Origin of the sequence: Hymenobacter sp. 102, from assembly GCF_049949205.1 — a bacterium.
Lineage (GTDB): Bacteria > Bacteroidota > Bacteroidia > Cytophagales > Hymenobacteraceae > Hymenobacter.
Genome location: NZ_CP188172.1, coordinates 926340 through 948368, shown reverse-complemented (window position 1 = coordinate 948368; position 22029 = coordinate 926340). Strand labels below are relative to the sequence as shown.

General features: G+C 60.0%; 23 protein-coding genes. 9 read left to right on the top strand and 14 right to left on the bottom strand.

The window, feature by feature from the left end:
* Positions 1 to 82: 82 nt before the first annotated feature.
* The 6 genes from ACN19L_RS04165 to ACN19L_RS04140 form a co-directional block, all read right to left on the bottom strand.
* A complete protein-coding gene (locus tag ACN19L_RS04165; protein ID WP_426492281.1) occupies positions 83 to 967 on the bottom strand; it encodes an NAD(P)-dependent oxidoreductase in 885 nt (294 codons plus the stop codon).
* Positions 968 to 1078: 111 nt separating this feature from the next.
* A complete protein-coding gene (gene rsgA / locus ACN19L_RS04160; RefSeq protein ID WP_426492280.1) occupies positions 1079 to 2002 on the bottom strand; it encodes a ribosome small subunit-dependent GTPase A in 924 nt (307 codons plus the stop codon).
* A 95-nt stretch (positions 2003 to 2097) separates the two neighbouring features.
* A complete protein-coding gene (locus tag ACN19L_RS04155; RefSeq protein ID WP_426492279.1) occupies positions 2098 to 3348 on the bottom strand; it encodes a 3-deoxy-D-manno-octulosonic acid transferase in 1251 nt (416 codons plus the stop codon).
* A 183-nt stretch (positions 3349 to 3531) separates the two neighbouring features.
* Positions 3532 to 4170 (bottom strand): peroxiredoxin, encoded by a 639-nt coding sequence (locus ACN19L_RS04150; protein WP_125418951.1) that lies wholly within the window; start codon positions 4168 to 4170, stop codon positions 3532 to 3534.
* Positions 4171 to 4250: 80 nt separating this feature from the next.
* Positions 4251 to 4706: a Fur family transcriptional regulator gene (locus ACN19L_RS04145; protein WP_170172534.1), complete on the bottom strand. Its 456-nt coding sequence runs from the start codon at positions 4704 to 4706 to the stop codon at positions 4251 to 4253.
* Positions 4707 to 4795: 89 nt separating this feature from the next.
* Positions 4796 to 6079, bottom strand: a complete 1284-nt coding sequence (locus ACN19L_RS04140; protein WP_426492278.1) for an aspartate kinase — start codon at positions 6077 to 6079, stop codon at positions 4796 to 4798.
* Between the two features lie 156 nt (positions 6080 to 6235).
* Between ACN19L_RS04140 and fbp the strand changes: the two genes are divergently transcribed.
* The gene (gene fbp / locus ACN19L_RS04135) at positions 6236 to 7264 is read left to right on the top strand and encodes a class 1 fructose-bisphosphatase (RefSeq protein WP_426493563.1); all 1029 of its coding nucleotides are present in this window, start codon (positions 6236 to 6238) and stop codon (positions 7262 to 7264) included.
* A gap of 81 nt (positions 7265 to 7345) precedes the next feature.
* Here fbp and ACN19L_RS04130 read toward each other — a convergent pair whose 3' ends face one another.
* The 3 genes from ACN19L_RS04130 to yihA all read right to left on the bottom strand — a co-directional run bounded on the left by ACN19L_RS04130 (position 7346) and on the right by yihA (position 9144).
* Positions 7346 to 7951 (bottom strand): DUF5606 domain-containing protein, encoded by a 606-nt coding sequence (locus ACN19L_RS04130; RefSeq protein WP_426492277.1) that lies wholly within the window; start codon positions 7949 to 7951, stop codon positions 7346 to 7348.
* Between the two features lie 31 nt (positions 7952 to 7982).
* Positions 7983 to 8450 carry an energy transducer TonB gene (locus ACN19L_RS04125; protein ID WP_426492276.1) on the bottom strand — a complete coding sequence of 156 codons (468 nt, stop codon included), beginning with the start codon at positions 8448 to 8450 and terminating at the stop codon, positions 7983 to 7985.
* An 82-nt stretch (positions 8451 to 8532) separates the two neighbouring features.
* On the bottom strand, positions 8533 to 9144 hold the full coding sequence (gene yihA, locus ACN19L_RS04120; protein ID WP_426493562.1) for a ribosome biogenesis GTP-binding protein YihA/YsxC: 612 nt from the start codon (positions 9142 to 9144) through the stop codon (positions 8533 to 8535).
* Between the two features lie 445 nt (positions 9145 to 9589).
* Here yihA and ACN19L_RS04115 point away from each other — a divergent pair, with 445 nt between their 5' ends.
* The 4 genes from ACN19L_RS04115 to ACN19L_RS04100 all read left to right on the top strand — a co-directional run bounded on the left by ACN19L_RS04115 (position 9590) and on the right by ACN19L_RS04100 (position 14318).
* Positions 9590 to 11854 (top strand): OmpA family protein, encoded by a 2265-nt coding sequence (locus ACN19L_RS04115; RefSeq protein WP_426492275.1) that lies wholly within the window; start codon positions 9590 to 9592, stop codon positions 11852 to 11854.
* 129 nt (positions 11855 to 11983) lie between these two features.
* On the top strand, positions 11984 to 12712 hold the full coding sequence (gene ubiE / locus ACN19L_RS04110) for a bifunctional demethylmenaquinone methyltransferase/2-methoxy-6-polyprenyl-1,4-benzoquinol methylase UbiE (protein WP_426492274.1): 729 nt from the start codon (positions 11984 to 11986) through the stop codon (positions 12710 to 12712).
* A gap of 50 nt (positions 12713 to 12762) precedes the next feature.
* Positions 12763 to 13500: a porin family protein gene (locus ACN19L_RS04105; RefSeq protein WP_426492273.1), complete on the top strand. Its 738-nt coding sequence runs from the start codon at positions 12763 to 12765 to the stop codon at positions 13498 to 13500.
* A gap of 71 nt (positions 13501 to 13571) precedes the next feature.
* Entirely contained in the window at positions 13572 to 14318 is a 747-nt protein-coding gene (locus ACN19L_RS04100; protein WP_426492272.1) for an SDR family NAD(P)-dependent oxidoreductase, read from the top strand.
* Positions 14319 to 14370: 52 nt separating this feature from the next.
* Here the strand turns inward: ACN19L_RS04100 and ACN19L_RS04095 are convergent, their stop codons facing one another.
* Both ACN19L_RS04095 and cdd read right to left on the bottom strand, forming a co-directional pair.
* Positions 14371 to 15033 (bottom strand): alpha/beta hydrolase, encoded by a 663-nt coding sequence (locus tag ACN19L_RS04095; protein ID WP_426492271.1) that lies wholly within the window; start codon positions 15031 to 15033, stop codon positions 14371 to 14373.
* 2 nt (positions 15034 to 15035) lie between these two features.
* Entirely contained in the window at positions 15036 to 15530 is a 495-nt protein-coding gene (gene cdd, locus ACN19L_RS04090; RefSeq protein WP_426492270.1) for a cytidine deaminase, read from the bottom strand.
* 211 nt (positions 15531 to 15741) lie between these two features.
* Here cdd and ACN19L_RS04085 point away from each other — a divergent pair, with 211 nt between their 5' ends.
* The 4 genes from ACN19L_RS04085 to ACN19L_RS04070 all read left to right on the top strand — a co-directional run bounded on the left by ACN19L_RS04085 (position 15742) and on the right by ACN19L_RS04070 (position 18899).
* Positions 15742 to 17112: a saccharopine dehydrogenase C-terminal domain-containing protein gene (locus ACN19L_RS04085; RefSeq protein WP_426492269.1), complete on the top strand. Its 1371-nt coding sequence runs from the start codon at positions 15742 to 15744 to the stop codon at positions 17110 to 17112.
* Positions 17113 to 17139: 27 nt separating this feature from the next.
* A complete protein-coding gene (locus ACN19L_RS04080) occupies positions 17140 to 17700 on the top strand; it encodes a hypothetical protein (protein ID WP_426492268.1) in 561 nt (186 codons plus the stop codon).
* 117 nt (positions 17701 to 17817) lie between these two features.
* The gene (locus ACN19L_RS04075) at positions 17818 to 18108 is read left to right on the top strand and encodes a hypothetical protein (protein ID WP_426492267.1); all 291 of its coding nucleotides are present in this window, start codon (positions 17818 to 17820) and stop codon (positions 18106 to 18108) included.
* Positions 18109 to 18194: 86 nt separating this feature from the next.
* Positions 18195 to 18899, top strand: coding sequence for an ATP-binding cassette domain-containing protein (locus ACN19L_RS04070; RefSeq protein WP_426492266.1), 705 nt, complete (start codon positions 18195 to 18197; stop codon positions 18897 to 18899).
* 1 nt (position 18900) lies between these two features.
* On the opposite strand, the gene ACN19L_RS04065 is transcribed toward ACN19L_RS04070, so the two are convergent.
* The 3 genes from ACN19L_RS04065 to ACN19L_RS04055 form a co-directional block, all read right to left on the bottom strand.
* On the bottom strand, positions 18901 to 19623 hold the full coding sequence (locus tag ACN19L_RS04065; RefSeq protein WP_426492265.1) for a tRNA1(Val) (adenine(37)-N6)-methyltransferase: 723 nt from the start codon (positions 19621 to 19623) through the stop codon (positions 18901 to 18903).
* Between the two features lie 9 nt (positions 19624 to 19632).
* Positions 19633 to 20100 carry a ribonuclease HI gene (rnhA, locus tag ACN19L_RS04060; RefSeq protein ID WP_426492264.1) on the bottom strand — a complete coding sequence of 156 codons (468 nt, stop codon included), beginning with the start codon at positions 20098 to 20100 and terminating at the stop codon, positions 19633 to 19635.
* 147 nt (positions 20101 to 20247) lie between these two features.
* Positions 20248 to 22029 (bottom strand): chloride channel protein, encoded by a 1782-nt coding sequence (locus tag ACN19L_RS04055; protein ID WP_426492263.1) that lies wholly within the window; start codon positions 22027 to 22029, stop codon positions 20248 to 20250.

The window sequence follows — 22029 nt, the reverse complement described above, 5'->3', positions numbered from 1 at the left end:
TCAGCCGGGCCTTTTTTATGGTATCAGGCTGGGTACTTCGGTTACGCCTCTGCGTGACAGTTAACTTCGTGCCGCTCAGATACTACAACCCGGCGCCGTCGGTGATGCGCTCGGCGAAACCGGCCCAATCCACTTTTTCGCCTTTAGCTACGGTGGTGGAAAGGTGGTCGTGGAGGATGTTGGCGAAGGGCATGGGCACCAGGTAAGTGCGCGACTCATCCAGCACTAGGCGCATATCCTTGCGAATGATGGCCGGGGCCGCCCCCACGGGCTGGTAGTGCCGCTCGGCCACCAGCTTGCCATAGCCCTTGTGAATGGGCGTGTTGAACAGGGTAGCGGTGAAGAACTCGTACACCTGCTGCCGGTCGAGGCCGCTTTTCTGAGCCAGCGTGAAGGCCTCGGCCATGGCCTCAATGGCGGCCCCCAGCATAAAATTGCCGCAGAGCTTCACGGTGCTGGCCGCGCCCGGGTCGTCGCCGAAATCATGCACGCCCTGGCCCAGTGCTTTGAGCAGGGGCGTAACCTTACGCCGGGCAGTGGCTTCACCGGAAACGGCCAGCCACAATTTAGCGGCGGCGGCCACATCGGGTTTGCCAAACACGGGCGTGGCTACCAGGGTGCTGCCATGGCGGACGTGGGCTTCGGCGAGGCGGCGGTTGGTATCGGGGGCTACGGTGCTGCAGGAGGCGTGCACGGCCCCGGCGGGTAAGGCTGGCAGTAGCCCATCGGGGCCCAGGCACAGCTCTTCCAGCGCGGCATCATCGGTTACCATCGTAAACACGAAGGCCGCGCCCGTCACCGCTTCGGCCGGAGTGGCGGCCACGGTGGCGCCCCGCTTTTTGAGGCTGGCGGCTTTGCTGGCGGTGCGGTTATACACGGTCAGCCGGTGGCCGGCTTTCAACAGGTTTTCAGCCATGGCCTCGCCCATATTTCCCAGGCCGAGGAAGGCTACGTTATGTGGTGTCAAGGAGGAAATTGTTAGTTGGGAGTTGTTTGTTGGTCGTTATTCGTTCTCCGTTGTCAGTCATCAATAGCGGAAAACTGACCACGAGCAACGAACAACTAACAACGAGCAACGCTACTTCCGGTTGTCCTCGGCTTCCAGCATGCTCACGTAGCTGTCGTAGCGGGGGAGGGCAATGCGGCCTTTGTCCACGGCTTCGCGCACGGCGCAGCCGGGCTCGTGCAGGTGCTGGCAGTTGTGGTAGCGACACTGGTTGAGCAAAGCGCGCATCTCGGGGAAGTAGTGCGCCAGTTCGCCGGGTTTCATATCCACCAGGCCCAGTTCCTTAATGCCGGGCGTATCAATCAGGTACGTGCCGGGGCGCACCTCCAGCATTTCGGCGAAGGTGGTGGTGTGCACGCCCTTGTCCGAAAATTCGCTGATTTCGGCCGTTTTCAGGTCCAGATCCGGCACCAGCGCGTTGATGAGCGTGCTCTTGCCCACGCCCGAGTGGCCCGAGAGCAACGATACTCTGCCATCCAGCAGGGCATCAATGGCCGCCACGCCCTCGCCGGTGTGCGCCGAGCAACGCAGGCCGGGGTAGCCCACGCGGTCATACATCTTCAGAATCTGGTCCTGATAATCGGCCAGGTCTTCGTCGTAGAGGTCGGTCTTGTTGAACAGCAGCGTCACGGGAATCCGGTAGGCCTCGGCCGTGACCAGAAACCGGTCGATGAACCCGAATGAGGTAGCCGGCGAGGCCAGGGTAACGACCAGCAGGGCCTGGTCGAGGTTAGCGGCCACAATGTGGGCGTGCTCGGTTTTGTGCACCGAGCGGCGGATGATGTAGTTGCGCCGGGGCTCGATGTGGTGAATTACGCCCGCGCCTTCGGTCTGCTCCTCCACCGTAAACTCCACCTGGTCGCCCACGGCCAGCGGGTTGCTGACCTTGAGGCCTTTGTGCTTGAATTTGCCCCGCAGGCGGCAGCGGTGCAGCTGCCCGGAGGCCTCGCGCACCACGTACCACGAGCCCGTGGATTTAACGATGGTTCCGGTCATGGAGGTGAAGTTGTGAAATGGTGAGATGGTGAAATAGTGAAATGGTGAGTTTGATGTGCAATGCGCACGGGTAGCACCGATAGAACATCAAAAACTCACCATTTCACTATTTCACCAATCCAGTGCATAATCTTGCGGGTGGCGCCGCTGTGGTCGTGTACGTAGTCCAGGCTGACATCCTGCACCTGCAGACGGGCTTCTTCCCGGTGAAATAAGGGGCCGAAGGCAGTTAGCAGCTCCTCGGCCGAGGAAATCGGAAAGGCGCATCCCAGCTCTACCAAATCCTGGGCTTCCTGAAATTTGTGGTAAGTGGGCCCGAAGAAGAGTGGCAGCCCAAAGGCCGCGGCCTCCAGCGTATTGTGCAGCCCCTTGCCAAACGCGCCCCCGATGTAGGCGAAATGCCCGAAGCGGTAGAGCTGGCTGAGCAGGCCCACGTTGTCCATGAGCAGCACCCGGGCCTGCGCCACAGTAGCTGCCTGGGCCTGGGAGTAGCGCACCACCTGACCGGGCAGGGTAGCTTCCACGAGGCGGAGGTTGGTTTCGCTGATTTCGTGGGGGGCCACAATGAAGCGCAGCTCCTGCTGGTACTGCTGCAGCAGGGGCGTGAGCACCGGCAGGTCTTCGGGCCAGCTGCTGCCCACAATCAGCACCGGAGCCCAGTCGTCGGTGAAGGCATCCACCAGTGGCAGGGAGCGGGCCGAGGCTTCGGCCGTGCGCACCACCGTATCGAAGCGGGTGTCGCCGGCCACGCTGGCCTGGCTGATGCCGGCCTGGCGCAGCAGGTCCAGGCTGGTTTGGTTCTGGGTGAAGATGTGCGTGAATCGGCTCAGAATACGCCGAAAGAACCCGCCCCAGGGCTGGAAAAACACCTGCTCGGGCCGAAAAATGGCCGATACGCACACCGTGGGCACCTGCCGTCGCTGCAGCTCGGTGAGGAAGTAATACCAGAACTCGTACTTCACAAACACGGCCAGCCGGGGCTGCACCGCCGCCAAAAAAGTGCGGGCATTGGCAGCCGTATCCAGGGGGAGGTAGAACACGTAATCGGCCCCCGCCCAGTTTTTGCGGATTTCGTAGCCCGAAGGCGAGAAGAACGTCAGCACAATCTTGTGGTCCGGATACTGCGCCGCGTAGGCTTCCATCAGCGGGCGGCCCTGCTCAAACTCGCCCAGCGAGGCGCAGTGAAACCACACGCGCGTAGCCGTATCGGCCGCCAGCGCGCCCTCAATCTGCGGCAGCAGCCCGCGCCGCCCAGCCGTCCACTGCGCCGCTTTGGGTACGAACGGTGCTACCAGCCGCAGCAGCAGCGCATACAGGTGCAGGCCAATGGTATAGAGAAAGCGCAAGAGGTGGTTCTATAGGAAGTAAGGCTTACATCAGGAAGCCAAAGGAGAGTGTGCTTATAATGGCGGCAGGCCGCGCTGCTGCAAAAATAGGTCTTTTGCCCGCAGCCCCACGAAAAAGGCTCCGCCGTAACCCGACGAAGCCTTTTTCATACATTCTAAGCACTAAGCACTAAGCACTAAGCACTAGTGAGCCGCGTGCTTGCCCAGGTAGTTGGCTACACCTTCGCGGGTGGCCGACATAGCCTCTTTGCCTTCTTCCCAGTTGGCGGGGCATACTTCGCCTTTTACTTCGAAGTATTGCAGAGCGTCCACCATGCGCATGGCTTCGTCGATGCTGCGGCCCAGCGGACCGTCGTTTACTACCTGATGGCGCACAATGCCGTCCTTATCAATCAGGAACAGGCCGCGGTAGGCCAGGGGCGAGCCCACGAAGGTCATTTCGCCGGCTTCGTTGTAGTCGTAATGACCGCCCAGCACGTCGTAGTTGGCGGCAATGGTTTTGGTGGCATCGGCTACCAGCGGGTATTTTACGCCCTCAATACCGCCGTTGTCGCGCGGGGTCTGCAGCCAGGCAAAGTGCGAGAAGTGCGTATCGGTGGAGCAGCCCACAATGGCTACACCTTTGGCTTCGAAATCGGCCAGACGGTCCTGGAACGCAATGATTTCGGTGGGGCACACGAACGTGAAGTCGGCGGGGTAGAAGTAGAAGATGACGTGCTTCTTGCCCAGATAACGGTCAAGCGAGAAATCCTCCTCGAATTCGCCGTCAATAACGGCGGTAGCTTTGAAAGAAGGAGCACGTTTGCCTACGAGAACTGCCATGAGGTATGGAAAATGGTGAAAAAAGGAAGTAGAAGGAAAAAGGCAGCTGAAACTGCCGCCGAGGCTGTAAGCCGGCCGGTTTAGCTCAGCACCTTGTTGCCCGTTACGTGCAACGAGAAGGAGTGGGGCTGAAAGCCCGTCAGGCCCTTGGTGGCGAAGAAGTCCCGGATGAGGGCATCCAGCTGCGGGTCGCAGTAATCAATGATTTCCTGCGTATTGGCGCAGAACAGGTGGTGGTGCTCGGTGCAGTCAGCGTCGTAGCGGCGGGAGGAGCCCTCGGCCGACGCTACCCGCTTGGTGAGGCCGGCGGCTACAAACGCATCAAGGGTTTTGTACACCGTGCCCAACGATACCGACGGGGTCTGCTCGGTCACGCGCCGGTGCACCTGCTCGGCCGTGGGGTGGCCCGGCAGCACCAGCAGGCTTTCCAGAATCAGCAGGCGCTGCTGGGTAGCCCGCAGGCCAGCAGCAGCCAGCCGGTCGCGCAGGTGGCCGGCCGTAGGAGCAGGGTGCGAATGGTCAGACGTGTGGTTCACCAGATGAGAATAATTCTCCGCAAAGATACGGCTATAAGGCCCGGCCGGGCAAAATTGTTTCATGTCGGCCGCCAAGCCGCCGCGTGGGCCTATTTAATCCACTCGTTTTCACCGCCTCGGCACACAAACTGGAACGTCTGGCGGGTGCGCTGCTCCAGCAGCAGCTCCCGGCCCTCGGTCAGCCGCCGGATGCTGGCGGCGTCGTAGTTTTTGATGGTGTAGAGTTCCAGGCCGGTGTTGTAGTGAATGGTGAACTGCTCCCGCAGCACGCCCAGCAGCTTTTCAAGCCGGTAAGCCGAGAAATCAGTGCACACCGAGAAGCTGATGGCCGAGTTCTGCATCAGATGAATCTTGAGCCGCACCTGCGCCAGCGCCCCGAAAATCACCTCCAGGTTTTCCTCCGAAATAAACGTCAGGTCCTTGGACTCAAAGGAAACCAGGCACTGCCCGGTCTTACGAATCAGGGCGGGCACCAGCAGCCCGTGCCGGCAGTCGTGAATCACGGTGCCCTCGGCCGCGGGGTCCACAAACGACTTTACCAACAGCGGAATCTGCTTCACAGCCAGTGGCTTAATGGTTTTGGGGTGAATCACCGAAGCCCCGTAGTACGCCATTTCAATGGTTTCCTGGTAGCTGATTTCGGGGTAGCGCACCGTGTCGGCAAAAATCTTGGGGTCGGCGTTCAGCAGGCCCGCTACATCCTTCCAGATGGTGACCGAAGCGGCCCCCAGGCAGTAGGCCAGAATGGCGGCCGTATAATCGGAGCCCTCCCGGCCCAGGGTAGTGGTCTGGCCGCTGGAGGTGCCGCCCAGAAAGCCCTGCGTTACTACCGGGCCGTGGGCCAGCCGTGCGGGCAGGGTACTGGCGAGCAGCCGCTCGGTAGCGGGCCAGGCCACCCGGCCCTCACGCCAGGTGTGGTCGGTACGGATAAGCGTACGGCAATCCAGCCACTGCGCCTGCAGGGCCCGGGCCACAATGCGCGTCGCCAGCAGTTCCCCGAAGCTTACCACCTGGTCGTACTGCTTGTCGAAGTCGCCGGGCTGCAGCGTCGCCAGGCGGTCCTGCAGCTGCTCCAGCAATTCGGTCAGGGCTGGTGTACCGGCGGCTTCATCGGTGGCTCCCAGTTCGGTGGCTACCTGCAGATGGAAATTGCGTAGCGTCGAGAGTTGGGTGCTGTATTCCTGCCCGGTTTGGGCTAGTTGAAAGATTTCTTCCAGGGCATTGGTCGTCTTGCCCATGGCCGATACCACCACCACCAGCGGCCCGGGCTGACCGTAGGTTTGGGTAATGTGCACCAGGTTACGGATGGCGGCGGCATCTTTCACGGATGCGCCGCCAAACTTGAAAATCCGGAGTTGCTGCGGTTCCTGCATGGCCCAAATGTAGGGCCAAGGCGTGCATTCTGCCTAAATGCCGGCAGGACAGCCTCTCCGAAGCAGGAAAATAAACAGGTAGCGAAATTTCGCTGTGGCTCTGCGGCAAATTGGTTAATTTTGGCCTTTGCCACCCGCATCATTCCCACTCAGCCCATGACCAACCACGACAAACTGGCCCTGCCTGTTGGTACCACCCTGGACCGCTTCATTATGCGCAAGCAGGAGGATTTCCCCTACGCCACCGGGGAGCTTTCCCAATTGCTGCGCGACATTGCTTTGGCGGCCAAAATCGTAAACCGGGAAATCAACCGCTCCGGCCTCATCGACATTGCCGGCGCCTACGGCAACCGCAACGTGCAGGGCGAAGACCAGCAAAAGCTCGACGTCATTGCCAACATTCGCTTTATCCGGGCCCTGCGCAACGGGGGCGAGGTGTGCACTATCATTTCGGAGGAAGACGACGAGATGATTCAGACCGGCAATACCCAGGGCAAGTACGTGGTGGCCATTGATCCGCTGGACGGCTCCTCGAATATTGATGTGAACGTAAGCATTGGCACCATTTTCAGCATCTACCGCCGCGTATCGCCCACCGGCCTGGAAGGTACCACCCAGGACTGCCTGCAAACCGGCACCCACCAGGTAGCGGCCGGCTACGTGATTTACGGCTCCAGCACCATGCTGGTGTACACCACCGGCAACGGCGTCAACGGCTTCACCTATGAGCCCAGCCTGGGCGAGTTCTTCCTCTCGCACCCCAACATCCAGACGCCCAAATCGGGGGCCATCTACTCTATCAACGAGGGCGTTTCGGAGTCCTTCTCTGAGGGCATGAAGTCTTTTGTGGCCTACTGCAAAGAGCAGAACTACTCGGCCCGCTACATTGGCTCCCTGGTAGCCGATTTCCACCGTAACCTGCTGAAGGGCGGCATCTACATGTACCCGACTTCAAAAAAGGCCCCTAACGGTAAGCTGCGCCTCATGTACGAGTGCAACCCGCTGGCTTTCATTGTGGAACAGGCCGGGGGTAAATCCAGCAACGGCCGCCGCCGCACTCTGGAGCTGGAGCCCCGCGACCTGCACGAGCGGTGCCCCCTGTTCATCGGCTCACCCGAGCTGGTAGAAAAGGTGGAGGAATTCCTCGCCGCCGAATTTGCCCACGACGCCGTACTGAAAGCGTAGTCCCGGTTAGCGGAGGCTACTTGAATAAAATCAAAAAGGCCACCCGAAACCGGGTGGCCTTTTTGCGTGAGGAAGGGGCCGCTACTCGGCCTTCTTCGTGGTTTTTTTGGCGGGTTTGGCCTCACCGGCTTCGGGGTTGCCGGCCGCGTTGGTTTCCTCGGCAGCCGGAATAATGCCGGCTGTGCTCAGGGCCTCATCGGCGGCGGGCTCATCTTTCTTGGCCGCCTTTTTCTTGGCCTTAGGCTTTTCCTCAGTTGCTTCTGCGGCCGGAGCCTCATCCTCGGTAGCCGGTGCCTGGTAGTCCAGCTTCTTGCTGACCACGTGGTACCACTGCACCAGCTTCTTGATGTCGGACATATATACCCGCTCCCGGTCATAGTCAGGCATGATGTCGGCCATGAAAGCCGACAGGTCCCGGTCATCCGATTTGTTGGTAATGGCCAAGTCCTTACCGTGCTTCTGATGGATGCGGTCAAACACCTCCGTCAGCGGCACCGTCTGATCGTAATCTTGGGTGTACATGGAAATCTCCTGCAGCAGCGAGACCTTGTTGCGGGCCGAAGCAACGGAGCGGGTGCCTTTTTCGTCGAGGGCTTCAATGATGACGCCGGCGCGGGTGGGCTTTACCAAGCGGTACAGACCGGGCATTCCGCTGATGGCGGCAATTTCCTTCAGGTCGTAGGGCATAAGAAGTAAGCGGTTGTTGGAAAGTGCAAAGTTACTCAGCGGCGGCCTGGCCGGGCGCTGGGAGTTTAAACGTAACGGGCAGGCTGGTCAGAATGGCGTAATCGGGCTTGTTGAACTTCAGCAGGCGCACTACGCGCAGGGCTTCTTCCCCGCAGCCGCCGCCAATGTTCTTCACTAGTTTAATGCCCGACATGGTACCGTCGGTGTTCAGCGTGAAGCTTACGATGCACTGGCCCTGAATTCGGTTCCGCCGCGCCATGATGGGGTACTTCAGCTCCTTCTCGATGAAGGCGTACATTGCCTCCTGCCCGCCTTCGTAGTACTCCGCTACCGGAATGGCTTTTGGCGCATGGGCCGGAGCGGATGGGGCAGTTTCCCCCGTTTCCGGGGTAGCAGGTACGGGGCCGTCGGTTTTAACTTTTACCTTGGTCTTCTGGGCCAGGGAGGGAACCGAGCAGGCCAGCAGACCAACACCCAGTAGGAAAGCAAATTTTTTCATGGAGAAGTAAGCAGAGAAAAGCGAAAACAAGCGGAGGCAGATGCTCCTCCCGGGCCAGGCAATTACGAGGCCAATTTACGCATTATTGGGTGCTTTGTGCGAACTGCTGATTCACCTCCGCAATAAATCCCAACAGTTCTTCCCGGCCTGTTTTCTCCTCGGCCGAGGTTACAAAATGCCGGGGCAGCTCGTCCCAGGTTTCCTGCAGCTTTTGCAGATATTCCGTTACGTTTTGCTGGGTGCGAGAACCGGATTGTTTATCCGCCTTGGTAAAAACCAATACAAACGGAATTCCATCTTCCCCCAGCTGCTCAATAAATTCAAGGTCAACTGCCTGGGGCGAATGACGGGAATCAATGAGCACGAACACGCAAAGTAAATTTTCCCGCCGCCGCAGATAATAATTAATCATCCGGCCCCATTTCTCCCGCGAATCTTTGCTGACGCGGGCATATCCGTAACCGGGTAAATCAACCAGATACCAGCTGTTGTTAATTATAAAATGATTGATTAACTGGGTTTTACCCGGCAAGGAAGAGGTTTTGGCCAAGCCCTTGTGGTTGGTCAGCATATTGATCAGGGATGATTTTCCCACGTTGGAACGGCCAATAAAGGCGTATTCCGGCAGGGTAGGTGCCGGACAGGCTTCCACCCGGGAATTGCTCATCAGAAAAGTTGCACTCTGAATATTCATTGGTTCAGCGAATGATGCCAAACGCAAAGGTAAGGATTCGCTAAATGGTAGTAACTGACATAATTTTTTGGGGAAAAACATTGTAATTTAAGTAGTCGACCTATATTTGTGCGTCTGGTAATGATTACAGAAGAGATGTTAAGTACAAAAACAACCACTCTTTGTCCATTCACTGTCAGGTATTTCGCTACAATAGCTACGGCTCAAACCGTATACTAAAAGTTCTATCTTTGGCCGCTTATTCCCCCCGCTTTAGGGGTGCTTATATAAGTTGAGAAAGCAAAACCACTGCCTCGGTACGTGGCTTTGCTTTTTTTCCGAGGATTCTCTCAACCCTGAGACTGGTTTTCAGTATAAGAGGCAACTCTTGAAAACCAGTTCCGCGCAGTCGGCGTGCCGGGTTTCACTCCCTTTGCAACTCCTTATTTCCCTAACTTCTTCCAAAATGGACAACTTAGTCAGAAGGTTATTCAAAGCCTCGTGCGCCTTCGCGCTTACGGCTGCTGTGGCCCAGCCCGCCCTGGCCCAGAGCACCCGTTCGCAGCTAAAGACGGCGAACAAACTCTTCGGGCAGGAGAATTACCGGGCGGCATTGCCCTACTACGAGCAGGTGCTGGCCAAAGAACCAAACAACGCGCAAGCTTTGTTCCGGGCCGGCATTTCTTACATGACCTTTGATAAGGAAAAAGCCAGCGACTATATCTATAAAGCGCAGCGCCTGAAGAAGAACGTAGCGAAGGATGTGGAGTATTGGCTGGGCCGGGTTGACCACCTGAACTACAATTTCGACGAGGCTATCGGGCACTTCCAGACGTACAACGCCACGCTGAAACCGAAAGACACCCGCAAAAAGGAGTTAGCACAGCTGATTCAGCACAGTAAGAACGCCAAGGTGCAGTTCAACAGCCCCAAGGATATTTTCGTGAAGAACCTGGGCCCCACCATCAACACGCAATGGTCGGAGCACAGCCCGGTAATTTCCAACGATGACAAAATCCTGCTGTTCACGTCCCGCTCCGACAATATGAGCAATGCTCCTGTTGCCGAGGATATGAAAGGTAAGAAGAAAGGCAAAGGGGGAATTGCTGCCGACGGCCAGTACTACGAGAACATCTACGAAGCCAAACGTATCGATGATGAGAACTGGGAAAAGCCCCGCTCGCTAAGCTCCGTACTGAACGGCAAAGGCCACGATGCCTCCATCCAGGTGTTCGATAACGACACGAAGCTGCTCATGTACCGCAACGATGAAGATGGCGACATCTTCTACTCGGAAAAGTCGGGAGCAGACTGGACGGAACCGAAAAAGCTGAACAACAACATCAACTCCAAGAGCTATGAAGGTGACGCGTACATCACGCCGGACGGTCTGACGCTGTACTTCTCCACCAGCAAGTACTCGGAGGATAACACGCTGGATATCTACTACTCCACCCGCCAGCCCGGCGGCGACTGGGGACCGGCCAAGAGCATCGGCAACGCCATCAATACGGCCTACGACGATGACAGCCCGTTCCTGAGCCGCGACGGCAAGACGCTGTACTTTTCCTCGCGTGGGCACAACACGATGGGTGGGTACGACATCTTCAAATCGGAGTGGGACTCGGTGGGCCGCAAATGGAGCCGCGCCGAGAACATGGGCTACCCCATCAACACGCCCGACGATGATACCTACTATCGTCTGTCGCCGGATGGCTCGTACGCTTACCTGTCGTCGTACCGCATTGGGGGCTACGGTGAGAAGGATATCTACACCATCAACTACATCAAGAACGCCATTATCCGGGGCCGTGTGCTGAGCCAGCGCGACAGCACGGTAATTCCGGGCGTGGAGCTGGTATTCAGCGGCACCCAGGCCGATAAAACGGCCCTGAGCTACCGCGACATTACCAAGCCGGTAACCGGCGACTACCAAGTGAGCGTGCTTTCGGGCCGTACCTACCAGGTAGCCGTGTCGAAGGATGGTAAGAACATCGAGACGCAGGAGTTTGCCGTGCCGATTTCGACCAACGACTCGACCACCATTACTAAGGACTTCTACGTACCGTACGTGGACACGTCTGGAGTAAACTATGCTCAGTTGAAGCCAATCTACTTCGATACCGACAAGTACAAGCTACGGCCGGAGTCGATTACAGAACTGGACAAAATCAGCGCGGTGTTGAAGGCTAACCCCGGCATCAACATCTCGATTGAAGGTAACTGCGACTCGCGCAACACCGACGAGTACAACATGGTACTCGGCCAGAACCGGGCCGACGTGGCGTACAACTACCTGAAGAAGTCGGGTGTGTCGGAAACCCGCATGGTAACGGTAAGCTACGGTGAGCGTCGTCCGGTAGCCGCCAACGATTCGCCGGAGAACATGCAGCTGAACCGCCGTACTGACTTCCGCGTGATTACCAAGGAAGGCGAAGCCGCTCCGGTACTGAACAACCCCACGCCGAACTCGGGGGCCAACTCTACTGGTTCGTCGTCATCGACTACTACTACCACCACGGCACCGCTGCAGCCCGGCAAAAGCAAAGCCAAGCTGCCCGACGGCACCAAGGTGAAAACCAAAGTGGACGAGGACAGTGACAAAGTGAAAGTGAAAACCAAAGGTGCCAACGACGAGAAGAGCAAGACCGTAACCAAAGACGGTACCATCGACTCGAAGGCCAAAGACGCCAACGGTGAGAAGACCAAAGTGAAGACCGACAACGACTAAGCGTTGGGTTTAGCTGAAGCAAACGGGTCGGGCCAGCAGCCCGACCCGTTTTTTTTTAACATAATGCTGGGCGAGCCGTTGTAAATGGGCAATTTTGCCCGAGTATTCTCGTTCTTCGCCCTGAGAAATATGTCCGTAGTTCCCTACAAAGATGACGCCGCCGGCAAGAAGTCGCAGGTGGCCCAGATGTTCAACAGCATTGCTGGCAAGTATGACTTCCTGAACCACTTTCTGAGTGTGGGCACGGACATATACTGGCGGCGCAAGGCCGTGGACGAACTCAAGCAACTGCGGCCGGCCCGGGTGCTGGACATTGCCACCGGTACCGCCGATTTTGCCATCGAAACGCTGCGGGCCGCCGCGCCCGATGCCCAGATTACGGGCGTGGATATTTCGGAAGGCATGCTGGAAGTGGGCCGGCGCAAGCTGCAGCAGAAGGGGCTGGGCCACCGCATCCGGCTGGAACTGGGCGACTCGGAGGCGCTGCCGTTTCCGGATAATCACTTTGATGCCGTAACGGCCTCGTTTGGGGTGCGCAATTTTGAAAATCTGGAGAAGGGGCTGGCCGAAATGCACCGGGTGCTGCGGCCGGGTGGCAAAATGGTGGTGCTGGAATTCAGTAAGCCCACAGCCTTCCCCATGAAACAGGCCTACAACTTCTATTTCAAGAACATCCTGCCAGTTTTCGGCAAGTTGATTTCCAAAGACCGCGCCGCTTACACGTACCTGCCCGAATCGGTGCAGGCATTTCCGGATGGGCAGGATTTTCTGACCATTCTGCGTAAAGTTGGCTTTACCTCTCCTGCATGGCAACCCCTCACGTTCGGCATCAGCTCCATTTACACGGCACAAAAGTAATGCGGCTACTTGCGGTAGCAGCGGTGGCGGGTTTGCTGCCCCTATCAAGCTTGGCCCAGAAAAAAAGCCTCACCGGCGCAAATCGAGGGAAAAGCGGCCGGGTGAAATCGGTGACGGTGAACAACCTGCCGGGCTACGACAGTCGGTGGCTGCACTTGGGCATGTACGTGGCCCCCAACTTTTCGCGCTACAAGATTGAGCAGTCGGCGGCAGCTTTCCCAACGGCCCCAAATTATACCGGCGTATCGGCCAACTCGGTGATAAGCCCCGGGGGCTCGGTGGGTTTCCTGGCCGATGTGCGCATCGGCGACTACGGAGCCTTCAATTTCGCGCCCGGCGTGAGCTTCCTGACGCGGCGCATCGAGTTTAAGCCCTACGGCTACGCGCAGAACACTGCCCAGTATCCCAACGACCCGGAGGAAATCGAGGACCAGGAAATCGGGACGACGCAGGTGGATTTTCCGCTGCTGTTCAAGCTGAAGTCGCAGCGGCGGCGCAACTCCCGGGTGTACCTGATTGGGGGCGTGAAGCCGAGTTTTACCATTGGGGGCCGAAAAAAGGACACGGAGCAGACGCTGCTGGAAGCCAGCCGCTCGGATGTGGCCCTGGAGTACGGGGTGGGGATGGACCTGTTTTACCCGTTCTTCAAATTCTCGCCCGAACTGCGCTTTTCCCACGGCCTGACCAACCTGTACGTGCCCGGCAACAATGATGTGTACAGCCGCAGCCTGCAGAGTATGAAAAGCAACACCGTGACGCTGTATCTGAACATCTGGTCGGGCCGATAAGCGTGAACGTCTAGCGACTGGCTACTCATTCCAGCGCCGTCCTCTGGGAAGGCACATCTAGCTACTGAAAAATGAAAACTGCATTAGTAACCGGCGCTTCGTCGGGCATTGGGCGGGCTACGGCAGTAGCCCTGGCAGGGGCCGGGTTCCGGCTGGTGCTGGCGGGCCGCCGCCGGGAGCGGCTGGAGGAGCTGGCGCAGCAACTGGCCGGTACGCCCACGCACCTGCTCACGTTTGACGTGCGTGACCGGGCCGCCGTAGAGCAGGCCGTACAAAGTCTGCCCGCTGAGTTTCAGGATGTGGATGTACTCATCAACAACGCCGGTAATGCCCACGGGCTGGCACCTATCCAGGAAGGCAATCCGCAGGATTGGGACGATATGCTGGACGGCAATGTAAAAGGGCTGCTGTACGTGAGCCGGGCCGTGCTGCCTGCCATGATGCGCCGCAACGTGGGCCATATCATCAACATCGGCTCCATTGCGGGGCACGAGGCCTACGCCAATGGCAACGTGTACTGCGCCTCCAAAGCCGCGGTGGCCTCGCTCACCAAAGGCATGCGGCTGGATTTGCTGCCCCACAACATTCGGGTGGCGGAGGTAAACCCCGGGGCCGTGGAAACCGAGTTTTCGGAAGTGCGCTTCAAGGGTGATACGGGGCGGGCGGCCAAGGTATATGAGGGGTTTGAGCCGCTCCAGGCCGAGGACGTGGCCGATGTGATTCGGTTTATGGTAACGCGCCCACCCCACGTGAACGTGGCCGAAGTACTGCTGCTGCCCGCAGCCCAGGGCGCGGCCACCACCATTCGGCGCGGCTAACGCTTGTTCTATTCATAAAAAAGGCTTCTCCTATCAGCAGGAGAAGCCTTTTTTATGAGAGTTGATTCGCTAATTCAGTAAGCGTGGCGGCATCTAGTGTGTGGCGGCCGGCAAAGCGGATGAGGCGGGGCGTAGCACCCAGCTGCGCCAGAAACTGCTGCTGCTGCTGAAGCTGGGCCTCCGATACGTACTCATCCTCGGTGCCGCACACCAGCGTAACCGGCACATGGTCCAGCAGGTGCGTGGCCGTGGGTAGCTCCATATCCGGCGGAAAGCCCCCGGCCCAGAGCACCAGATGGCTGGGTTGAAAAACCGCCTGGGCCAGCCAACGGCTGACGGTAGCAGCCCCTTGTGAGAAGCCCAGTACGGTAATTTCTGCTGCCGATGCCGCCTGAGGCAGTATGGTGGCGGCCAGCTGATTAAGGTAGCCCACGTAGTCGGCAATTTCCGTCAGCCGGTCATCCTTCGTCATCCAGGTAGCACCCACCCGGCCGGAGGTACCCTGCAGGTAAAAGCGCGACAATCCTTCGGGCGCAATGACCACCAGCGCGGGGTCGGCGGCGGTGAGGTGGGCGAAGTGGCGGATGAAATAGGCGGCTAACTGTCCGTAGCCGTGCACCACAAACCACACCCGCCGGGTAGCGGCCGTAAGTTCGCCCAACTGATAATACCGGGCCGAGCGGGTAACGGCCAGGTGCTGTTCCCGGGCCTGCATGGCTATTGCGCCGAGGGCAGGTCGTCGGCCGTGAAGCCGAAGGGCAGTAGGTCGGAGAGGGAGCGGAACCGGTAGATACTGCCGTGGGGGCCGGGCAGCAGCAGCGGAATGGCCTGTTTCTGGCGGTGCTCGTACTCGGCCATTACCTGGCGGCAGGCCCCGCAGGAAGTTACCGGTACAAACTCGCCGTGGGCGGGGCGGGCGGCTACGGCCATGCCCACAATACGCCGCTCCGGCTGCGTGGCGGCCAACCCAAACAGCGCGGTGCGCTCGGCGCAGAGACCCGACGGGTAGGCCGCGTTTTCCTGGTTGGTACCGCGAAAAATGGTGCCGTCATCAAGTAGCAGGGCCGTGCCAACGTGAAAGTGGGAGTAGGGCGCGTACGCATGGTCGGTGGCCGCGCGGGCTGCCTGCCAGGTGGTGGCTTCGGCGGCGGTAAGGTCGGCTTCGGAAGCCACCACGTCAACGGTGATGGTCAGGTGAAGGGGGTGGGCCATGGGAGGCAAAGAACGGCCCGGCACCGGCAAGCGGCCCCGGGTAGTGAAAAAGGGGGCGGCGAATGTACAACCTTTTTTGCGAAGACACTCAGGTGCTTCTGCAGATGGAGAAGCCTGGGGACTGAAAACGGACTTACCGAACTACTGTGGGCCTTTCTCTCGGGCATTATGCAGATATTGGAGGCCAAGTCCATCCACCTTCCCACCCCACATGACCCGTATTCTGCTGCTGGGTGCCGGCCGCTCGGCTTCCTCCCTGATTCAGTACCTGCTGCTGCACGCCCCCACCGAAAGCTGGTACCTCACCGTAGCCGACATGCAGCCCGCCCACCTGGCTCCCGTGCTGGCGGCCCACTCCGAGTATGCCCGCGCCGTGCCCTTCGATGTGCACGACGAAACCCGCCTGGAAGAACTGGTGCCCCAGGCCGACGTGGTGATTTCCATGCTGCCGGCCCTGTTTCACGGGGCGGTGGCCCGGGCGTGTGTCCGGCACCGGCGGCATCTGGCCACGGCCAGCTACGTGAGCGAGGAAATTCGGACCCTGAATAGCGAAGCGCAGGCAGCTGGCATTACGATTCTGATGGAGTGCGGCCTCGACCCTGGCCTTGACCACATGTCGGCCATGCGGGTGCTCACGGATATCGGCCGGCGCGGCGGCGTGGTTACGTCGTTTAAATCGTACTGCGGGGGGCTGCTGGCTCCGGAAGCAGAGGGGGACAATCCGTGGAAGTACAAGTTTACCTGGAACCCGCGCAACGTGGTGCTGGCCGGCCAGAATACCGCCAAATTTCTGGAAAACGGCCGCCCGCGCTTTATTCCTTACCAGCACTTGTTTGCCCGCACCGAAACGCTGGCCGTGCCCGGCTTCGGCGAGTTTGAAGGCTATGCCAACCGGGATTCGCTGAGCTACCGCGCGCCTTACGGCCTGGAGAATATTCCGACAATGCTGCGCGGTACGCTGCGCCGGCCGGGCTACTGCGCCGCCTGGCACGCGCTGGTGCGCCTGGGCCTCACCGATGATGCCGTGCACCTCGACAACCCGGCTACGCTGCCGTGGCGGGAGCTGGTGGAAGCCTACCTGCCCACCGGCCCCGGCGACACGGCCGCCCGGGTAGCCGCTTACCTGGGCCTGGACCCCGCCGGAGCCACCATGCAGCACCTGGCGTGGCTGGAGCTGTTTACGGAGCGGCCGGTAGGGGCGGCCAACGCCACACCCGCCCAGCTGCTGGAAAAGCTGCTCACCGGAAAATGGGCCCTGCAACCCCACGACCGGGATATGATTGTAATGCAGCACCAATTCGCCTATGAGCTGAATGGGGCGAGGCACAGTCACACGTCCTCTTTGGTGGTGCTGGGCGACGATGCCGTGCACACGGCCATGGCCAAAACCGTGGGCCTGCCGTTGGCTATGGCCGTACGCCGGTTAACCCAAGGGCAGCTTACCCAGCGCGGCGTGGTTATCCCAACCGCCCCGGAGCTATACGAGCCAATTCTGGCGGAGCTGGAGGAAAGCTACGGGATTCAGTTTGTGGAGGAAAGCCAGGAGTTGGTAGCAGCGGCTGCCGGTGCCGACGCAAAATAACCGGCGCAGTTCAGCGTTGGGGCAGCTATGCGCTACTATCTACGTCTGCGGCTTCACTTGCTGCTTCGGCTGTTGCGGGAGTTAGGCTGGTGGCGGCTGCTCCTGCTGAGTACCATGTTGCTGCTGGTGCTGGGCCGGGCCCTGCTGTTGGCCGCGGCTAGTCAGCAGCTGGTGTGGCTGGTACCGCTGGGAATGGGCGCGCTGGTGTTGAGCCTGCACCGCCACCGCGCCGATATTGGATTTTTGCAGCTGTCGGCGCCGCTGTTCAGAAGATGGTTGGCCGTGGAATATGCGCTGCTGAGCCTGCCGGTGGTGTTGGTGTTGCTGGGGCGCAGTCGGGTGCTGGCGGCCCTGCTGGTACCCATAGTGGCGGCGGCAGCAGCATGGGCTCCGGCAGTAAACGCCAGCGCCGCACGAAAACCAGCGCGCAGCCTGTTCCGGAGCGTGGCGTTTGAGTGGGTGAGTGTGGGTCGGCGTTGGTGGCTGGGCGCGGGGTGGCTGCTGCTGCTGGCCGTGGCCGTTGCCACCCGAACCACGGCCACCGGCCCGGCCCTGGCCGTAGTGAGCTGGCTGTTTTTGCTGCTGTAGACGTACGGCCCCGCCGAACCGCTGCTGTGGCTGCTGCCCGCGTTGGGCCAACCCGGCGCGTGGCTTCGGGGCCGGATCGGATGGGCCTGGCTGTATTTCGGCCTCACCACTGCCCCCATGGTTTTCGTGATGCTGCAGGGGCCGGCCGGTACCGGTGGCACGCTGGGGCTGCTGGCGTGGTGCGCGGTAGTTCTGGCTATGCTGGTTATGGCGAAGTACGCTTTTTACCCGCACGCCACGTTAAGCCGCTTAACCCAGGCAGGAGCGGTGCTGGTTGCGGTATCCATTCTGGGAACCAACCCGGCCTACATTGCCCTGCTGACGGCCTGTTTTCTGGGGCTGATTCTGAAAAGCCGGCAGCAACTGGCGCGCTTTAATATCGTTACGGAAGCGGTTGGCCGTGAGTAAGCGCGGAATACCCATGTATGCAAGCCGGGCTGATGAGAGCCAGTGGGTCGGGCGGGCTTTTCTACAGGTATATCAGACCCGTTTTTATGCTTGAAGCTCAAGGGCTATCCAAATCCTTTGCCGGGCAGGTGGTGCTGCAGCACGTTAACCTGATACTCCAACCCGGTACGCTGCATGGTCTGGTGGGGGCTAATGGGGCGGGTAAAACCACGTTGTTGCATTGCCTGTACGGTCTGCACCCAGCCACGGCGGGCCGCATTCGGGAAACTTCCGGCCGGCCCGTGCGGGAGCTTACCGGCATGCTGCCCTACGAGCCGTACTTCTACCCGCGCATCACCGGGCAGGAATACCTGGAGTTCTGCCTGCAGGCCCGCCACCGCCCCGTACCCGATTTGCGCGAGTGGGCCCGGGTGCTGGAGCTGCCGCTGGACCGCTACGCGGAGGAGTATTCCGCCGGTATGAAAAAGAAGCTGGCCCTATTGGCCTTGCTCGTGCAGGATTTTCGCTACCTGATTCTGGATGAGCCCTTCAATGGCCTCGACCTGAGTACCAACCTGCTGCTGATGGCTTTGCTGCGGCAGTTGCGTGCGCAGGGCGTGGGTATTCTGCTCACCTCGCACCTGCTGGGCTCCCTCACCGAGCTGTGCGACGAAATAACGGTGCTGGCGGATGGCCGGGTACTACGCCAGTATGCCGCCGCCGAGTTTCATCACCTCTCCCACGATTTGCTCGACACCCTGCACCAGCAAAAGCTGGCCTCTCTGACGGCATTATTGCCGCCGCCCCGGTAGGCTACAACGCCAGATAGAACGGCCCTAACGCCTCCCGGAACCATGCTGAATAGTCCGCTGAGTCCGCCTTGTGCAGCGGCAACTCCTGTTGTTGCATCGGGGCCGGCTGCCGGCCGAAGGTGGTGATGTGGCGCAGCGGTTTGCTGCCCGGCCGGTGGTGCACTACCAAGCGGTGAGTGGGGTAGAGGCCGGCCGCGGTGGCTTCCTGCTCAAACTGCTGCATCTCGGGCGGGGGCAGCAGCACCGTGAGCTGGCCTTCGGGCGCGAGGAACCGGGCCGCAAACCCAGCCAGCTCCGCAAAGGTCAGCGAGTCTTCGGCAGTGTGGCGGGCCGTGGTGCGCTGGGCGTTGGGGGAGCGGAGGGAGTTGCGGAAGAACGGCGGGTTGCACAGAATATGGTTGAAGGGCGTGGGCTGAGTGGCCGCAAATACCGCCAGCGGAACCGGATGCAGCCGGAGCCGCCCGGCCCAGGGGCTGGTAGCAAAATTGGCTGCTGCCTGAGTTGCCGCGGCTTCGTCCAGCTCCACGGCCTCAACCTGCGCCTGCGGGTTGCGCTGGGCCGCCATTAGGGCCAGCAGGCCCGTGCCCGTACCGATGTCCAGGATGCGCCGCGCCCCGGCTACGGAGGCCAGCGCGCCCAGCACGCAGGCATCGGTGCACACCTTCATGGCGCAGGCGGCCTGCTCGATGCGGAACTGCTTGAACTGGAAATAGGAATTAGCCACGCCGGTAGGTTAGCCGCGCTTCAACTCAATCAACTCGTAGCCTTCATCCGTGAGCAAGGGGCCCTGGGTGGCGCTGCGCACGGCCAGCTGGTCGCACCGCTCGTTTTCGGGGTGGCCGTTGTGGCCACGCACCCACCGGAACTGCACCGTGCGCTGCCGATACACCTTCACGAAGCGCCGCCACAAATCCTCGTTGGCCTTCTTGCCGAAATCGGGCTTGTTCAGCCAGCCGAATACCCATTTCTTCTCCACCGCATCCACCACGTAGCGCGAATCAGTCACCACTGTAATGGGTAGCTCGGGGCGGTTGATGGCCTCCAGGCCCACTATCACGGCCAGCAGCTCCATGCGGTTGTTGGTAGTGAGGCGGAAGCCCTGGGTCAGCTCTTTCTCGTGCTGGCCGAAGCGCAGAATGGCTCCGTAGCCCCCAGGGCCCGGGTTGCCCCGGGAGGAGCCGTCAGTATACAGGTAAATCAAGCGGAAAGCGGTAAAAGCAGAAATCCCCCGCAAGGTAGGCATTGGGAGAGTTGAATGATGAGAGATGAGTTATGAATTGGAGGAAGTACTACCCAACTGATTCGTCTCTTTTAACTCATCATTCGTCCCTCATCATGCATAACTCAATTACTCGCTTTCCTTGATCAGCTGGCGGCGGTAGTTGGCCAAGATGGTGGATTTGAGCAGGAAGCCCAGGTACCGGTCGTCGAGGTCGAGGACGGGGAGGGCCCAGGCCCCGAGCTGCTCCATGCAGCGCAGCGTGTCCAGCAGCGTATCGTCGGGCCGTACGATGGCGGGCGGCTCGCTCATCAGGTCACGCACGCGGGTAGTGTTGTAGTGCTCATCATCGAAGAGGGCGTCGCGCACGGTGTCCAGGCTCACAATGCCGTGCAGGTGGCCTTCCGCATCCACCACCGGAAACAGGTTGCGCGAGGCGTGGCGGAAGGTGGTTACCAGCTCGCCCAGCGTATCATCGGGGTGTACGGGCAGAAAATCTGTCTGGAGCAGGCTGCGCACGTCCAGCTGGGCCAGCAGGCCCCGGTCCCGGTCCTGGTTCACGTACACGCCCTTCTGCACCAGCTTGCGGGTGTACACTGAGTACGGCTCGAAATAGCGCGTGATTAGGTAGGAGCCGGACGTTACCACCATCAGGGGCACGAACAGGGCATAGCCGCCGGTTATTTCGGCAATGAGAAAGATGCCGGTAAGCGGCGCGTGCACCACCCCGGCCAGGGTGCCGGCCATGCCCAATACAATGAAATGCACTTCCGAGATAGGGTAGAGGCCACTCAGATTGATAAGGCGGGCAAACACAAAGCCGCACAGCGCCCCGGCAAACAGGGAGGAGCCAAACATGCCCCCGTTGCCGCCCGAGCCAATGGTGATGGTTGTAGCCACTACTTTCAGCAGCATACTGCCCGCCGCTACCAGCAGCACCAGCCACACGCTTTCATCCCGGAACACATCAAACAACGAGCCGTCCACCAGCTGGTCGGCGTGGCCGCCCAGCAGCAGCTGCACAATGTTGTAGCCCTCGCCGTAGAGCGGCGGAAACAGAAACACCAGTCCGCCCAGCGCCAACCCGCCCAGCAGCACCTTGCGGAAGGTGCCGTGGAGCTGCTCAAAGTACTTGTCGGCCCAGAAATATACCCGGATCATGTACACCGACAGCAGGGCCGTAAACACGGCCAGCATCAGGTACAGGGGCACGGCATCCACGGGCCAGGAAGTGGTGATGAGCACGAAGGGCTGACCCGCGTACAGGGCCTTGGAAACCACCGTGGCCGTGGCCGAGGCAATGAGCAGCGGCACGAAGTACGCCGCCGACAGCTCCGACAGAATCACCTCCACGGCAAAGAGCACGCCCGCAATGGGCGAGTTGAAGATGGCCGCCACGCCCGCCGCCGCCCCGCACCCGGTGAGCAGCCGCCGCTCCCGCCGCCCGATGCGCAGAATGCGGGACGTATTGGAGCCAATGGCCGAGCCCGTTACGGAAATAGGAGCTTCCAGACCCGCCGAGCCCCCGAACGTAACCGTCAGGAACGACGATACCAGCTGCGAGTACAGCTTGCTGCGCGGCACGATGCTGCCCTGGCGCGCAATGTTGTAGATGATGGGCCCGATGCCCCGGCCCAGGTTGCCATCCAGGAAATACCGCGTAAACAGTACCGTGAGGGCAATACCAATGATAGGATACAGAGAGTTGGCAAACACCCGGTATTCGCCCGGTACCCAGGCACTGAGCATCGACTGCGAATCGTGGACCAGAGTTTTGAGCACTACTGCCGCCAACCCTGCCAGCAGCCCCACCAGCATACTCACCAGAATCAGGTACACCCGGTCGCTGAGGTGACGCACGCGCCACACTAGCAGCGGGCGAAGCAGCCGGTGAATGGTATTCTGGGGCAT